This window comes from Streptomyces sp. NPDC057486 (genome assembly GCF_042802415.1).
GTDB classification, from domain to species: Bacteria; Actinomycetota; Actinomycetes; order Streptomycetales; family Streptomycetaceae; genus Streptomyces; species Streptomyces yanii.
The window spans coordinates 76,802-92,541 of the sequence record NZ_JBHVEE010000011.1 but is presented as its reverse complement, the minus strand read 5'-3'; the positions used below and the strand labels follow the sequence as shown (position 1 = coordinate 92,541).

Below are 15,740 nucleotides of genomic sequence, written 5' to 3'. Positions count from 1 at the left end.
GCAGGGCCTCGCCGCAGGAACTACCCCCGGCACGTCCCCTTCCACCATGGCCAGTTGCTCGGCGTGGGGCGGCCGCCTGGCTTGGCGGTCCAGGACAGGCCGGGGCCAACGGCAGTGGGCTCCTCGCGCAGTCGTGTCGGCTCGCGCACCGGCAACCTCACGCCCGGTTTGCCCTCCTGCCCTCGAGCGCCTTGTGGATCAGGTCTCGCAGCGAGCGGGCTCTTGTGATCACATGCTGATCGGCATCGGAGCCCATGGCAATGAACTCGTCGAGGTCGGGCCAGTCGACCGTTCGGTCCAAGAGCACGAGGGCCCCGGAGTCGCCTTCGCCGAAAGCGGTGGCGCAGCGGACACTGACGTTCCGGATCAGGTCGATGATCGCGTGCCGGTAGAGCCTGGGGGCGACTGGATCGTGTCTCCAGTAGTCGACCTCGGCGATGGCCTCACCCCATTTCGACTGCCCGGCAAGGGCCTCGACGAGGCGGCGCCGGGCCTCTGCTTCGAGGGGGCCCGATATCCCCTGGTTCAGGAGTTCCCGGCAGTGCGACTCCGCTTCGGCATAGAGATCGTTCTGAAGGGATTCCTCTGCTTTGGCCAGCGTCTGCTGGTTCGCGGAATAGGAGGTCGGCTCGATCCTCGACTGCAGATCGGTGAACGCCTCCTCAAGGAGGGACAATCGCTGCGACGCCTCACCCGGGATAGCGGAGTTCCGGATCAACAGCCGTGAATCGAGGGCGAGTTTCTTGGCGGCCTTGGGGTATTCCACGGCCCATGATCTCGCCTGGTGGAGCACGAACTCCAGATGGGCTACGGCACCGTCCACGGTGGTCTCCAACGAGGGTCGGCTGTTGGAGCCGAGCTCGTACGCCTGGATGGCCATGGCGGCCAGGGCGAACCGGGTCTGGACGACCAGTGCGTCGTTGGGTGATCCGGCCCGCTCCAGGTAGTTCAGCTCCTGTTCGTAGAGCTGTTCGGCTCGCGCCATGTCGCCTTGAAGGTAGTAGGAGGCGGCAAGATTTCCGCACATGAGAGCCGCTCGCTCGCCGGGGAGCTCCAGGTGATCGATGTGCGACAGCAGCATCTCGGCGTGCGACTGCACAACCCGCACACGTTCCAACTCGCCGAGCTGCAGGGGGCCGCTGAGCCAGCGCTCCACATGTCCGACCAGCTGATCGATCGCGGTTGGCAGAGCCGGGTGCCGGTTGAGGCGTTCGCGCATCAGCTCCTGGCTCACCGTGTTGATGGTGAGCGAGCGGTCACCGCCCGGAAGGGTCTGCCCGTACGTGGGCGGCAGAGGCAGGTCGTTCTTGATGAGGGAGAAGCGGGAGAGCTCGCGCAGCGCCTCGCCGATGTTGAGCGTCTCCGGTGACACGAGCACCGGGCCGTGGTGGTCGGGATCGAGACCCTCGGTCGTGGCGATCGCCGCTGCCAGCAGGAGGTGTGCGGGGATCTGCTGCGACGCCAGGTACGCGGCCGCGTAGAACATCTGCAGGGCGACCTCGACGACATCGGGCACGACTCCCGGCTGGACGCGTTCCTGAAGGCTGTCGATGCACATGTTCAGGGCGGCGGCGAGGGTTTGGGGATATCCGGGAGGAACCGAGTCCTCGTCGGCGAAGGAGCGGACCTTCAGGGCGCTCAGATAGTGGTCGACCTGGTCGAGTCCTAGGCCGCAGCTGTAGAGGTAGCAGGCCCCGAGCTCCAAGGCCAGTGGCCAGTCGCCCAGTTCGCCAGCCAAGCGGTCCAGGGCGAGTGCGCCGAGTGCTACCTCTGTCTCGCTCAGGTTCAGGCGCCGGGCGAGCAGACGGACGGACTCCCCGCGCTCCATCGCGGACACTTGCACCACCTGGCCTGGGCCCGGGTTCGTGGCCGCGTTCAGCGTGGTGAGGATGACATCTCCCCGGCCCGCCCGGGGAATCCACGGCTCGACGTCCCTCGCCGTGCCCACGTTGTCGAAGATAAGCAGCCATCGGCCGGGCAGATGTCCGAGGGCTCGCTGTACCTCATGCTGCGCCTCATCGGCCCGCACCTGCTGGCTCCGGGCCGCGGAATCCGAGCCGATTACGGCTAGGACGCGCTGGAAGGAGGCGAGCGTGGATGAGCCGGTTTCGCAGTCGATCCAGCCGATGAAGTCGTAGGCATCAGCCCGCTCGGAGACGTAGAGCGCGGCGGCGCTGGACTTGCCGATTCCCGACGGCCCGACCAGGGTGGCGCGGCGGGTCGCGTTCTTGCCGCCGAGGGGAAAGGCGTCGAGCAGCGGATCGATGAGCGCGGGTCGGCGCACGTCCGGGATGTCGGGAATCTGTCCCGCCAGCAGGCCCCAGTCGTGTGCGCCCAGCGACCGTGTCAGGGTCTCCGTGTCGACGAGCACCAGGGAACGCAGCTCAGCGACCGAGAAGACGGCCCGGTCGCCTGTCACATCGGCGGCCCGGTCCAGCACCTCGGACATAAGGTATCCGCTCAGCAGCCCGGCGGACTGGTCTCCCAGGCCCTGGCGGCTCCGGTTGCGGACCGCGCGCAGGCGGTTGCGCAGTTCTTCGCGGATCTCCTCGTCGTCACGCGCGTCATATTCGAGCCGGCACTGGGCCAGCCGGGCCACCCCGGCACCGTCCAGCCCCTTCAACTGTTCGCGGCGTTGCGGCGCATCCCGGAAAAGATCCATCAACGCCTCCCGCAGTGCCTGTGGTCCGGCGCCCGCAGACAGGGCATGTTCGAGCCGGTCGCCCTTGGCGCCCGGCCGGGCGTTGGTCAGCAGGAGGTACCTGTCGGCCGGCGGGCCGCCCTGCACCATCTGGATGAGGATGCCCAGCGCCATGGCCCCGCTCATGGAACCGCCGGCGGCCCGGCTCTTGACTTGGACCGCCGTGCGTACGGCTCCGTCCGTCTCGACCACGTCGAAGTCGACCTGGTCGACCGCTCCCTCGCCGACCGGCGGGCCCTCGACTCGGACACTTGCAACGTCCGGATCGTCAATCACGGCGACCAACTGCTCCAGCGTGCGCAGGTACTGGTACTGAAACCCGCGTGCCGCTACGCGTCCCCCGTCCATCGCCTGCGAGCTCCCTCCCAACCGGTCGCCTCCGTGGCCGACAGCGACGCTGCGAGACCAGCCCTCAAGGCTATGGGCACAGGGCGGCGAAGCGGGGCGAATCTGTTTACCTTGGCCTGATCACGCCACCCGGCCGACAGCGGCCGCGTTGCCCCGTGCCCCGACACCGCTCCGGTCCGGTCCGGAAGGACGAGGCTGGACAGGACACCACAGGCGATCCGGCGGGCCGTGACCTGCAGCCCTTCGTCAACCTGATCGATGGGCACGGACCGGATGCCATCCTCCAAGCCGTCGACCAGCTCACCCCTGCGACCGCAGCCCAGGTCACCGTCTGCACCGCGCACAAGGCCAAGGGCCGAGAATGGGCCCGGGTGCGCATCGCCCGCGACTTCACCCCGCCTGCCGACACCGACGAGGTCAACGCCTAGGGCCGGCCTATTCCCAACCCCGTCGACGAGGCGGAGCCCCCGCCTGGCCTACGTGGCCGTCACGCGAGCCCGCCACCACCTCGATGTCACTGGGTTGGCGTGGATCAACAAACATCCCGACAATCCAGAAGTGGCGGTGTCCTGAGGCGACGTCACTGTTCATGGGGCATGACGTCAGCCGCGTTTCAGCAGTCGCCAACCGCAGTCCTCATGGGCGTTGAGATCCAGGCAGCACGGCACAAGTAGATGCTGAGCGCACGGTCGGCATCGCGAATTTTGTGAACGAGCGGGGCCATCGACTCTCGCGCTTCGCAGGAATCCGCAGCTCGGAGCAACCGCGTCGCGATCTGCAGAACCGCGCCCGTGGCTAGGGAGTCGGACGGCGGCGCGGTGTAGGGCTTGGAACTCTTCTTCTTCCCGGCGGTGTTGAGCAGGGGCTGGGCCTGCGCGGTGCGGGAAGCATGTTCGGCGTCGAGCGCGGCGGCCAGGAACGATGTGCCTGCGTACGGGCGGGCTTCGGGCCAGGACCGGAAGATCATGGCGACCGTCGCGCGCAGATCTGCGAAATAGTGGGCGACGGGGACCGGCGCCCCCGCGCTCGTTGTGCTTTCAGGGCCTCCCTCAGCGAGCAAGCCCGCAAGGTGTCGTTGCACTTGGACAAGCGCGGCCATAGTGGCCGAATCGAGTTCCCCGGCGGGGGCACTCTCCCGAGTCAGGTCGGCTCCGCAGGCATGTGCGGGATGCTCGGCCGGTGCCGAACGCGCCTCAGCCGACCGGCATTGCCACGGGTTCAGAGCATCGTCCGACAGGCGGGCGATGGCGCTACCTGCGTGGGGGGACTGCGCGAATGCGCCGCAACCGGGGCACTGGTGGGCGAGGAGCCGTTGGTGTCGGACACAGAGGAAGATCATGGGGAGGCGCCACAGCCGTTGCCAGGGACCGCCGTGCCGGTCCTGAATGAGAGTGCCGTTCCCGGTGAGGCAGGGCGGACAGTAGCGCGTGGAGCGGGTCAGCACCCACGGGTTGTCGTAGATCATCCGGGCTGGGGTGTTGCGTGGCGTGAACGCGGGGTTCAGCGGCCCATACCGTTGCCCGAGCGGAGCGAGGAGCATGTCGGCGACCTCGGCGGGCATCAGGAGGGTGGCGCGGGCAAAGACCGTGAGGTGGGCGTCGTCCAAGTGGTACTGGAAGCTCAGGGGCAGGCGGGTGGGCAGACCAGGACTGCCGCCGGGTGCCAGACCGGTGCGAAGCAGGATCTCTGCGGGGGTTGTGCCCAGCCGATGGGCCAGGCGCAGCACGAATCCGGTGATCGTCTCGTCGGGCAGCGGATCGAGGCTGCGGGGCAGGGAGCGCATGGTCAGCCGTTTCGTGGACCGCGGACGTAGATCTCGGGGCTCAGAGTGTCCGCTGTCCCCTTTGCGACTCCGAGCACCTGCTGCAGCGCAAGGGATGTTCCGGGGAGGCGTGCAAGGCGCCGGAAGGTGTCCCGGTTCAATGCGAGGGCGGCAGCGTAGAACGGGCGTAGCACTCGCTCTGTCCAGTTCTTGTCGCGGGCTTCGAGCACGGACACAGCGATGCCCAGTACCGCGCCCATGGTCAGGGCGGACTCCATAGGCGAGAGCAGCGAGTTGATCCCGTATGGGCTCTTCGATCCGGCCCGCCGCGTGCGGCGTCGGCCGTCGCGCATTCGCTGCACCGCTTCCCGTTCGATCGCCTGTGCCAGGGCGGGTGTCGCTGCGAAACGGCTTGCCTCTGGCCAGGAGGCGAGGATCAACGTGGCCACCACCCGCAAGTCGATAAAGTACTGGGCGACCGGCACGAGTCGGCCGCAACTCAAGACGGTCGGCGGCCCGTTGGTGGCCAGCAGTTCGTCGAGGCGTCCTTGGAGGGCCAGCAGGGCCTTGAGCGAGTCGGCGTCCTCCGGGATACGAGCTGGACCAACGCGGGAGAGGTCGGCCCCGCAGACCGACAGGCGGACCCCGCCCGAGCCCGGAGCGGATGGCGATCGGCACTGGGCCGTGTGGAGTTCTTCCATCCCCGGGCGAGCGATCAGGCCGGTGCGGGCGAACTGAGCAGGGGTGCGGCAAGCGGGACAGGCCCGATGGAGGAGCTGCCGGTGCCGAACGCAAGCGAAGACCACCGGCAGGCGCCATGCCCGTCTCCAGGCACCGCCGTTCAGAGCCTCTTGCGGACTTCCGTCGCCCGCGAGGCAGGATGGGCAGTACTGGGAGGTCCGTACGAGGATCCATCGATTGGGGCGGTCCAGCTGCCGGGGACTCGTCCACGGCCGGTATCTCCTGCTCACCAGACCGTATCGATGCCCCATGGGAGCAAGCAGTAACTTGTCGGCCTCCGCCACGGTCAAATGTGCCGCGCGTGCCGCCCGGGCAAGGCGTGGCTTGTCCATGTCCACCAGCAGCCAGGGCGAGACGACGCCGGGGGTCTCAGCCGGTCCGTCCATCAACCCCAAACGGGCTGCGGCTTGCTCCGGGGTCGTGCCGTTGTGACGGGCGAGGCGGAGAATGAAGCCAACAAGGGTTTCGTCTTCGAGTGGGTCAAGGCTGCGGGGCAGGGGACGCAGGGTCATGCCTCGGCCGCCGGAGGTGTGCCGCGGTCGTCGAAAACCGTGTTGCGCCCCTTCCGGGCTTTCGGGGTCTTCCGGGCTGCTTTCGCCTTCGGCTGCGGGGCAGTGTCCACGTCGGGGATTTCTCCGGCTTCGGCGTCGCGTGCGCCGTCCTTGCCGGGGATGTTGCCCAGGTTGATGGTGATCTCGTCGAGGAGGTCGATGGTCAGATTCTCCAAGCCGCTCTCCATGGCCTTGGTCAGCCCGTCCTCGATCAGGCGCCGCAGAAGACCCACGATGCCGTGGGTTCGGCGGTAGAGGTACTCGGGCATCAGCCCGTGGGACAGCGTGCCGGGGCCGGCGTTGAAGAGTCGAATCTGGTTCTCGACGCCGACGAGGTGGTCGATGAAGGCCGCTATGCCCGCGTCACTGCTGTAGTCGAAGGGGTCGAGTGTGACCAGGTCGAAGCGGCGCTCGGTCTGGGTGGAGGCGTCGGGGTTGTAGCTCTTGCCCTTCTTCAGTGGTGCGTAGACCCACTGGTTGGTGCGGGGGTCGTGCCAGCCCTCCCTGAGCAGGCCGGAGCGGGGAATGTTCACGCCGATGAGGACGAGCGTGACGTCCAAGTCCATCAGGCCGCGGATCAGGTCGAGGGTGTCCTGGTCGTCCTCCCGGTGCATCTTCAGGCGGGTGATGTCGTCGATGATCAGGACGGTGGTGGCGTGCGCCTTGATCGATTCGCGGGCGTTGCGAATCATGCCGCGCAGGTTTTTGCCGTAGGGGGCGCCGTAGTAGTCGAGAATTGCCTCGCACAGGCCGATCGGGGTGGCCTTCACCGGGGTCTGGCAGTAGGCGACCGGTGCGATCAGGTCCCGGGTGCCGGGCATCGGCTCGAGGTAGCACTCGGGGTACTGCTCGTACAGGTCGCGCCAGGTGTCCTCGAATTCGGCGGCGGTGCGGCAGGCGGTCTCCGTCTTGCCCTGGTAGCCGCCGCCGTTGATCATCAGCCCGTCCAGAGTGCTCGGACCGATACGCATCGCGTTGTTCTGGATCCGCGAACGCATCAGCGTGGTGACCACCTCGCTCATCGGGGTGTCCAGCATCTGCATGTTGACGTGCGTGGCCGCGCGGTGCAGGTCATACAAGGACTTCTTGCGCGGGCTCATCAGCCCGTACTCGGCCAAGGAGATCTTCCTGACCGGCACAAACAGATCCCGTGTCCGGCGGAACTCCTGCCAACCCTCATACCGGGTCCGGTCCGGCCTCGGGCCGAAGCGCAGGAACGGCACGGGAGCGTTCGGCGGCTCCGGGGGCAGGTTGCTCATCTCACGTCTCCTCCGTCGGCTGCGGGTCCGGTTCGTCGGATCCGTCATCGTCGTCGGCGATGACGAAGAGGTTGCGGCCGCGGCGGCTCGATCCCAGCGGGGCGGGTGCCGACGGCTGCTGCGCTGGCTTGGCCGTCTCACGCCGTCGGCGCCGATGCGCGTCCAGGCTCTCGGTGGCCTCCCGGGCCCGTTCCCGCCACGACGGCTCCGCATCCAGTGCGCCGAGGGCAGCCAGGCGCGGTGGCTTGTTCGGCTTCGGCGGCTGTTGCGGTCGGTCCGCGGCTGCCGCCTGGGCCTGGGTGATCTCCCGCGCGTGCTGCGTCCGCTGGGATTTGGTCAGCTGGGACGGCCACTTCGCGACCGGATCGACGGCCCCCAGCATCTCCAGGAGTTTGGGGACGAGCTCGATGTCAGAGCGCGGCTTGAGGCCTGCTTCCCGTACGCGGGTGAGGAGTTCCTCGACCCGGGCGTCACCGAAGGCCGGCATCTCGCCCTCCGGCGGCAGGCCCGTCCAGCGCAGTTCGTGCCATTCATGGGTGTCGGGATCCTGGAAGTACACCACCCGCCGATCGCGGGGTTCGCGGTGGATGACCCAGTGCTGCTTGTAACGGCCCCCGCGCGCGGAGTTCATGTCGGGCTGGTGCAGTAACTCGGCGTCGTACCAGAGCCCCTTGACCTTGACGCCCCGCCGGTGGATCCGCTTCACGTGGTGCTCGGGCAGGAAGCAGTAGTACGTCTCTGGGGAGGGAATGTCCAGGTCGAAGCCCTCCTGGGCGAAGGAGGCGGCGAACAGGGTGTTGGGGCTGTGGTCACCGCCGGGATCCCAGCTGGGCGCGAACTCGCCGAGCCTGCGGTTCTGCCAGACCTTCACGACCCAGGTCGCGATGAAGTGTTCCATCTCGGCCAGGGTCAGCACCGCGTCGCTCTCCGGGTCCGCGCCGCGATCGGAGACGTCAACCCCCGTGTAACCGGCCAGCTTCTCGAACACCAGCGAGCGGATACTGCCAAAGACACGCTCCACCGCGCTCTTGTCCTGCGGGCGCAGCACGCGCGCCGGAAGAATCCGGCAGCCCATCGCCTCTTGGACATCCACCAGATGGTGATTGCGGTAGACGGAACCGTGGTCGGAGGTGACGGTCTCGGGGGTGAAGAACGGCAGCCCGGCCACCTCGTACCCGGCGAACTCGGAGACCATGGCGGCTGGCAGTCCCGGATAGGGCCACTCCATGTCCTCGCCCCACTCCTCCCGCATGGGCAGCGGCAGCATGACGTCGCGCAGCACCATCGCGACGTCCACCGAGGAGTCCGACACCAGAGTGAGCCGGAACGCGCAGATAGAGTGGGTGTAGACGTCCAGCGCCAAAGTGAGGTGGACGGTGACCGGGTCACCGAAAACGTTCTCGCGGACCATCACCGGCAGGATCGTCGTGTCCAGCGCAACGACCTGGCCGGGGCGGGTCACGAGCACATGCCCGTTCTTGGTGGGCAGTTCGGCCGAGCGTTCGTACTTCTGTCGGGCGCCGCCCGGCCCGAACCACTCCTTCCACACCCGCAGCAGCGTGTGGTAGCTGGGGACCTCGATCTTCTCGCTCTCGTCCCCGTCCTCGTCTTCGTTCTCGAATGTCTCCCGCACATAGCGACGGATCATGATCTCGCGAGTGCGTGCGCTCACCCGGGACCGGTGGTGCTGCGTCTCCGCCCTGACCGCGAAGATCGCCTCGCGAACCTCCTCGCTGACGCTCGGGTGTCCCCCGCTCGCCCGCAGCCACCGGTGATCGGCGCAGCCCACGATCCCGTACTTCCTGCGCCTGCGCTCCCAACGCTCCAGCGTGCGCACCCCGACGTGCGCGACGCCCAGAAGCAACTTGGCCTCTTCGGGCCTCAGCGCCGACAACTCAGCGGCCTTCGCAGCGCGCCGCTCAGTCAGCGTCGTACGGTCCGGGTCGTACTCAGGGTGCGGTTCCCCCGGCTCGGGACGGAACGGATCACCACTGCGGAAGCCGCAGTTGACCTCCATCAGATGCGCGAAGCGCTGCTCCATCAAGGGCCGCTTCTCCGGCTTCACATCACTCCACGAAGCCGGCTGCCGCCCACGGTTGGCGCCCTCCGCCGCTGTACGCGACGACGGCCGACAACGCGGGTGGTTGACCAGGAAGCGGAAGCTCGCCCGCTGGCGCTCGCCGTCTGCACGCACCAGGTGGACCCGCCCCAGATGCGGCTCCTGCCGTTCGACCAGCCACTCCACCTCGTCGAGCACCACGCCCGCTCCGGGCGAGAGATCCAGTGCCGACGCCCCCATCATGAGATGCCTCCCGCCAGCACCACCCGCGAGCTGTCCGTCAACGGCTGAGCAAGGTCGATCCCGAGCCTGCGATGCCACAACAGGTGCAGCAACTGGGCCCGTGCCACCGGCCAGTACGTCTGCGCGGACGCCAACTCTCCGAACATGACGCCCTCTTCGGCATGAGCAAGCAGATCGGCCTGAATGCCGAGCACGTCGCGTTTCGGACGGCGCTTCCCGTACAACGCGCCGAGCGTGGACCGCACATGCGGACGCCACTCGGCCGCGACCGCGTAGTGCCACCCGCAGACCAACGCCACTTCCTCCGCGGCCGCGAACGACTCCAGGTCCTCGGGCTCGATCAGGTCTCGGGGCCGCACGTCGATCAGCCAGTTCCCCACCCGCGTGACTGCGAAGAAGTCCGGGGTGTGGTTGCGCCACTTCTCCGCCGTACGGAACCGGATACGCAGCGGCTGCGACAGCACCTCGACCAGGTCCCCGGCGAAGTCCAAGGTCACGAGCAGCTGGTCCTCTTCGAGGCTCTCGAAACCGTGCAGGCGCCCCGTCGACACCAGTGACTCCAGACCGGGCCTGTGCCGCTGCTCCCGCCGCCAGGTGAACCCCCGCATCGGCCCGCGGCTCGCCACCGGCACCTGCCCCAGGTGTCGGACCGGGCCCGTGATCTCGTCCCCGGCGTACTTCCACGTCGCGGTCCACCGATCCGTCCAGCCATCGGACAGGTCCAGGTCGCCCCGCCCCGCGTCCAGCGAGACAGGGACCAGCAGATCTGTCCACGTACAGCTGTGGGACCACAAGGAGCCCCGGATATCGCTCATAGCCCCAGGTAAGCCGTACGCATGCCGCCGGAGGAGCGATCTTCGAAGTTGGCGACAACTTGCCCGCAAAAAGCACGGAACACGTCAACAACGATGCGAATTCGGCGACAGATATCGTGCTCAGTGCTTCGAGAAGGGCCAGGTCGGGGTGGGAGGTTAACGACAACTATCGTGCTCAGGCTCACCCATGTGACCGAGCAGGACATGTCCTGTCTCTGCGGAGTTGAGGCAGTCCCGGTCTTCATGAGGCATCTGCTCGCACGTCTCGCTCAATCTCGGGCATCTGGCGAGGTGTCTCGGTCAATGTGAGGTACGGGCCATCTGTGCCTTCTACGGTCGTTACGGCCGGTCAGCGCGCCAAGTGGGGGGTGGCTGGTGGAGGCAGGGGACTTCTGGCTGGAGTACGTCGACGGCCGGGGCGAGTCACATGGTGGGCCGCTTGAGGTGGTGTGGCCTGTGTGCTTCGAGGCGGTCGGGCAGGTTCGGGGGTTTCCGTCGTACCGGGGGCAGCGCAATTTCCCCGGCTGGTACTGGGCTGCGACCAGCGCCGAGCTGGTGGGTTACGAGTCATGGGTGGAGCTCAGCCATTTGATGCGGCTGGATGCCGACCCGGAGGTGATCGGGGTGGCTTCCCAGCCGTTTCGGCTGTCGTGGCGGTACGGCGGCGGGCGTCGGCGGATCAGGCACACGCCGGACTATTTCGTACGCCGTCGGGACGGCAGGGCCGTGGTGCTGGACGTGCGTCCGGACGACTTGGTCGAGCCGGAGGACGCGGCGAAGTTCGCGGCTACGGCGGCGGCCTGCACCCGGGTGGGCTGGGGCTACGAGCGGGTCGGGGTGATCGGTCCGGTGCTGGCGGCGAATCTGCCTTGGCTGTCGGGCTACCGGCACCCACGGGTGCGGCGTGAGCCGGTGGCGGAGTGTCTGCGGGCGGTGTTCGCCCTGCCGCAGGGCCTGCTTGCCGGGGTCCGGGCGGTCGGAGATCCGATCGCCGTGCTGCCGGTGCTCTTCCATCTGCTCTGGCACCGGGAGCTGACCGTGGATCTGGTCGGCGAACGGCTGTCGGCGGCGACGGTGGTGCGGCCGGCGCCGGTGGCGAAGGGAGAGGTGGGGAGCGATGCCAGCACGTCCGCGGCTTCTGTCGCTGGGTGATCGGGTCCGCTACGAAGGACGTGAGCACAGCGTCGTCGCTCTGCACGGGACGGCGGTGCGGCTGGTCGACGATGCCCAGGCCGCGAGTGTCGTGCTGCTGGGCCATCTGCTCGCGTCCGAGGGGTTCGCCGTGCTCGGCACAGGTCCGTCCCGCCCGCCGCTGCCGGAAGAAGGGGTGCTGGAAGGACTGCCCGAGGAGGAAGCGGAACGGGTCAGGTGGTGGCAGCGGCATCTGACCGAACTGATGACCGGCCACCCGGATGCCGATCCCGGCACGCCGGTGAGGGCCGAGTACGACCCGGACGTGCGCTCGGTGCGGCAGCGGGAGCTGACCAAACTCGCCGAACTCCGGGAGGCCGGCGAGGAGGTGGCCCTGAGCACGCTCCAGCGGCTACGCGCCCGTTTCGAGCGCGAGGGGGTGGCAGGGCTGGTGGACCGGCGGCTGGTCAAGCCCTCCACGGGGACGGGCCGGGCTGATCCGCGGGTGGTGGCGGCGATCGAGAAGGTCGTCAGCAGCCGGACCGATGAGGCGACCGTGTCCGCGCAGGTGCTGCGGCGCCAGGTCGAACGCCTGCTGGCGGACGAGCACGGTGTCGGGATGGTGGCGATGCCGTCGCGGGCTGCCTTCTACCGGCTGTTTCAGGCGGTCTCGACGGGACGGCATCTGATGGGCTCGGCCCGCACGCGCCGTTCGCTGGGCAAGCAGCCGAAGCGGATGTTCGGGCAGCTGGCGGCAGCGCGTCCGGGCGAAGTGATGGAGATCGACTCCACACCGCTGGACGTGCTGGTCGTCCACGACGACGGGACAGTGGACCGCTGCGAACTGACCGGGCTGGTGGACCTGGCGACGAGAACCCTGGCGGCCGTGGTGCTGCGGCCGTCGACGAAGGCGGTGGACGCCGCATTGCTACTGGCCCGGGCGATGACGCCGGAGCCAGTGCGGCCGGGCTGGTCGGACGCACTGCGCATGTCCCGGTCGGTGCTGCCCTATGCCTCGCTACTGCCGCTGGACGAGCGGCTGGCCCAGGCCGCCGCTAAGCCGGTGATCGTCCCGGAGACGGTGGTCAGCGACCGCGGGAAGGCATACATCTCGGACAACTTCCGCAACGCCTGCCGCCACTTGGGGATCTCGTTCCAGCCCTCACATCCCGACACCCCGACCGACAAGCCGCACATCGAGCGGACGCTGGGCTCGGTCTCGACGATGTTCGCCCAGTACGTTGCCGGTTACACCGGCCGCAGCGCCGAGATGCGGGGCAAGGACCCTGCCGCGCAAGCGGCCTGGTCCATCCACGAACTCCAGGAACTCTTACAGGAGTGGTCCGTCGCCGTCTGGCAGACGAGACCGCACGACGGTCTGCGGGACCCGCTGATGCCGGACCGCCCACTGAGCCCGAACGAGAAGTACGCCGCGCTGGTCTCGGCGGCGGGATACGTGCCGGTCGCCCTGGCCCAGGAGGAGTACATCCAGCTCATGCCCCGCGAGCGGCGGGTCATCGGACCTGGCGGGGTGAGGATCAACAACCGCACCTACGACGCCCGCGCACTCGGCCCCTACCGGCGCCAGCCCTCCGGCGCCGGTCCGGACGGCAGGCTCTGGGAGGTCCACTACGACCCCTACGACATCTCCCGCGTCTGGGTACGCGACCACCGCGAAGGCGGCTGGATCACCGCGACCTGGCGCCACCTGCGCACCTCTCCCGTCCCCATGGGCGAGCTGATTTTCGACCGGGCCCACCAGGTGCTGGCCGAACGCGAACAGCGCAAGCCGCATGAAGAAGCCGTCGCCCGCGCCGCGGCCGAACTCCTGGACCGGGCAACCGACGGCCCCGGCGACCGCCCCGCCCGACGGCAGAAGAGGAAGAACCGGGCGGACGAGCGGCGCGACCGCAAGGCCGCCGCCCGCACCCGGGCCACCAGCACCGCAGCCTGGCCCCGGCCCGAACCGCCCGGACACGAGGAGCCGCCACCGGACGAAACGGCTCACGGCTCCAAAGAGGCCGAGGAGACCGAGGAGTTGGCCAAGGTGGTGCCGCTGGGCATCTTCGACGCCCGTGAGGAGGCCAAGCGATGGTGGTGAACCCTTCCGACGACGGCATGACACCTACCGACGAGGAACGCATCGAACCGCCCACGACCCTGGCGGGCTGGCGGCACTTCGTCGACACGGACACCACCACCTTCCGGCTCGCCTCCGCGCGCAGCTGGGAGGTGATGGGCGACCGGGTCCGCAACGCCTACAACGAGCGGCGCATCGACTACCACTCCGAACTGCAAGTCGTGCGGACGTCCACGGTCAAGGAAGTCGCCCACCAGGGAAGGCTGCTGAACCGCAGGGAGCACGGCGCCCGGCGGGGCCTGATCATCTCGGGCGAACGGACCACCGGGAAGACCACCGCCCTTCGGCAGCTCGGCAGGCTGCACGAACTGCGCGCCCGGCAGCGTTACCCGGACTCCAGGCGGGTCCCGGTCGTCTACGTCACGGCGCCGCCCAAGGGCTCGCCCCGCAAGCTCGCCATCGAGTTCGCCCGGTTCCTCGGCCTGCCGGTGATCTCTCCCCGGCACAACACCGTCGACATCACCAGCGCCGTCTGCCAGGTCCTCATCGAGGCCCGCACCGACCTGGTCCTGGTCGACGAGATCCATCTGATGAACCTGGCCACCACCGCCGGCGAGGAGCTGTCGGACCATCTCAAGTACTTCACCGAGCACCTGCCCGCGACCTTCATCTATGCGGGGATCGACGTCGAACACTCCGGGCTGTTCACCGGCATCCGAGGTGACCAGATCGCCGGCCGGTGCACGCTCCTGCACACCGGGCCGTTCCCCCTCAACTCCGAGTGGGAGGGTCTGGTGGCGACGATGGAGGCCACGCTCCGGCTCCACCAGCACAAGGCCGAGACCCTCGCCGGCCTGCACTCCTACCTCCACCAGCGCACCGGCGGCATGATCGGAGGTCTCTCCCACCTGATCCGGGCCGCCGCCATCTCCGCGATCCTTGACGGCAGCGAACGCATCACCCGCCGCCAGCTCGACACGATCCACGTCGACCACGCCAGCGAAAGGGCCTTCCGCGGCGAAGCCCGGCGCGGAAGGGCAGCCGGATGAACGGCCGACGCCGAGGGCCCGCCCCGGTCACCTCGCTGCCCTTCGTCCCGGCCATGCTGCGTCCGCTGCCGCATCCGGTCACTCCGTTCGCGAACGAGACCCTCGACTCCTACCGCAACCGTCTGGCCACCGCGAACCAGACCGAGTTCCGCACCATGCGCAACCCCTCACGCTGGCTCCAATGCCCCCTCAACGAACTCGAACGGCTGGAAATCCTCAGCGGCCAGCCCCGCACCACCCTGCTCTGGGCACTTCCCGAACTGCGGCACCACGCACCCGACATCGTCGCTCCGTCCGACGTCTTCATCTTCAACACGCGCGCCGCCTGCGATCTCTGCAGCGAGCGCTCCGGCAACAACGGCCAGCCCATCCAGGTCTACCTCCGCGGGCTTCACGACAACGTCTGCATCCGTCACCGGCGCTGGCTCAGCTGCGGTCGCGCGAACGTCTTCGAGCAGATCGACCTCTCCCACACTCCAGAAGTCGTCCGCGCCCAGCGCCTCCTTGACCGGCTGGAACGTCGGCACGGGACGTTCGCTCTGGGAACCGCCTACCGCCACTGCGAGCGGTTCTGGCGAGAGATAGACCGACGGGCACTGGTGCGTGGCGACCGGGATTCCGTGCTTGCGCGCATCTACCGGCCGGACTCCAAAACCCTCCCGGACCGCTTCGACCTCATCCGGTCCCAGCGTTTCCACCGGGCCGCCAACTACCCCCAGGTCGCCAGGTTCACGAAACTGATCATCTCCCAGGCACAGCGACCTGAGACCGAACGCAAAGTCGCGCACCTCACCGGCACCACCCAAATCGAGTTCGAACAAGCCTTCCACCTGGACCACCGCCCCCGGGGCATCACACTCCCGTGGCTCCGCAACGGCCTCGTCGGCTTGGTGGAAATCGTCGCCGATCTGACCTGGGAGGACGAACCCCTGTCACACACCGCGCAAGCCGGATGATCGACGTCCTCGCTCTGGAGCATGCGCGGCCAGCTTCATGCTCGG

10 protein-coding genes and 1 pseudogene are annotated in these 15,740 nt (G+C 68.3%); 5 read left to right on the top strand and 6 right to left on the bottom strand.

Annotated elements, in window-relative coordinates; translation table 11 throughout:
• Positions 1 to 157: 157 nt before the first annotated feature.
• The gene (locus ACFU6I_RS08485; RefSeq protein WP_384363032.1) at positions 158 to 3,049 is read right to left on the bottom strand and encodes a hypothetical protein; all 2,892 of its coding nucleotides are present in this window, start codon (positions 3,047 to 3,049) and stop codon (positions 158 to 160) included.
• A 215-nt stretch (positions 3,050 to 3,264) separates the two neighbouring features.
• Here ACFU6I_RS08485 and ACFU6I_RS08480 point away from each other — a divergent pair.
• Positions 3,265 to 3,622 (top strand): annotated as a pseudogene (locus ACFU6I_RS08480) (3'-5' exonuclease); the annotation flags it as partial.
• 40 nt (positions 3,623 to 3,662) lie between these two features.
• Here ACFU6I_RS08480 and ACFU6I_RS08475 read toward each other — a convergent pair.
• From ACFU6I_RS08475 to ACFU6I_RS08455, 5 genes are read right to left on the bottom strand one after another with little or no spacing between them, the layout of a single operon-like run.
• Complete coding sequence (locus ACFU6I_RS08475; protein WP_384363030.1) at positions 3,663 to 4,832, bottom strand: TniQ family protein; 1,170 nt, start codon at positions 4,830 to 4,832, stop codon at positions 3,663 to 3,665.
• 2 nt (positions 4,833 to 4,834) lie between these two features.
• Positions 4,835 to 6,064, bottom strand: coding sequence for a TniQ family protein (locus ACFU6I_RS08470; RefSeq protein ID WP_384363028.1), 1,230 nt, complete (start codon positions 6,062 to 6,064; stop codon positions 4,835 to 4,837).
• A complete protein-coding gene (locus ACFU6I_RS08465) occupies positions 6,061 to 7,362 on the bottom strand; it encodes a TniB family NTP-binding protein (RefSeq protein WP_384363026.1) in 1,302 nt (433 codons plus the stop codon). Before ACFU6I_RS08465 ends, ACFU6I_RS08470 begins: the two co-directional genes overlap by 4 nt.
• Before the next feature lies 1 nt (position 7,363).
• Entirely contained in the window at positions 7,364 to 9,664 is a 2,301-nt protein-coding gene (locus tag ACFU6I_RS08460; RefSeq protein ID WP_384363024.1) for a transposase, read from the bottom strand.
• On the bottom strand, positions 9,661 to 10,479 hold the full coding sequence (locus ACFU6I_RS08455) for a TnsA-like heteromeric transposase endonuclease subunit (protein ID WP_384363022.1): 819 nt from the start codon (positions 10,477 to 10,479) through the stop codon (positions 9,661 to 9,663). The genes ACFU6I_RS08460 and ACFU6I_RS08455 overlap by 4 nt, the downstream gene beginning before the upstream one ends.
• A 375-nt stretch (positions 10,480 to 10,854) precedes the next feature.
• Between ACFU6I_RS08455 and ACFU6I_RS08450 the strand changes: the two genes are divergently transcribed.
• The 4 genes from ACFU6I_RS08450 to ACFU6I_RS08435 are packed head-to-tail and all read left to right on the top strand — an operon-like array spanning position 10,855 to position 15,695.
• Positions 10,855 to 11,631, top strand: a complete 777-nt coding sequence (locus tag ACFU6I_RS08450) for a TnsA-like heteromeric transposase endonuclease subunit (RefSeq protein WP_384363020.1) — start codon at positions 10,855 to 10,857, stop codon at positions 11,629 to 11,631.
• Positions 11,597 to 13,711 carry a Mu transposase C-terminal domain-containing protein gene (locus tag ACFU6I_RS08445; protein ID WP_384363018.1) on the top strand — a complete coding sequence of 705 codons (2,115 nt, stop codon included), beginning with the start codon at positions 11,597 to 11,599 and terminating at the stop codon, positions 13,709 to 13,711. Before ACFU6I_RS08450 ends, ACFU6I_RS08445 begins: the two co-directional genes overlap by 35 nt.
• Positions 13,702 to 14,739, top strand: coding sequence for a TniB family NTP-binding protein (locus ACFU6I_RS08440; RefSeq protein ID WP_384363016.1), 1,038 nt, complete (start codon positions 13,702 to 13,704; stop codon positions 14,737 to 14,739). The genes ACFU6I_RS08445 and ACFU6I_RS08440 overlap by 10 nt, the downstream gene beginning before the upstream one ends.
• Positions 14,736 to 15,695, top strand: a complete 960-nt coding sequence (locus tag ACFU6I_RS08435) for a hypothetical protein (RefSeq protein ID WP_384363014.1) — start codon at positions 14,736 to 14,738, stop codon at positions 15,693 to 15,695. The genes ACFU6I_RS08440 and ACFU6I_RS08435 overlap by 4 nt, the downstream gene beginning before the upstream one ends.
• Positions 15,696 to 15,740: the final 45 nt, after the last annotated feature.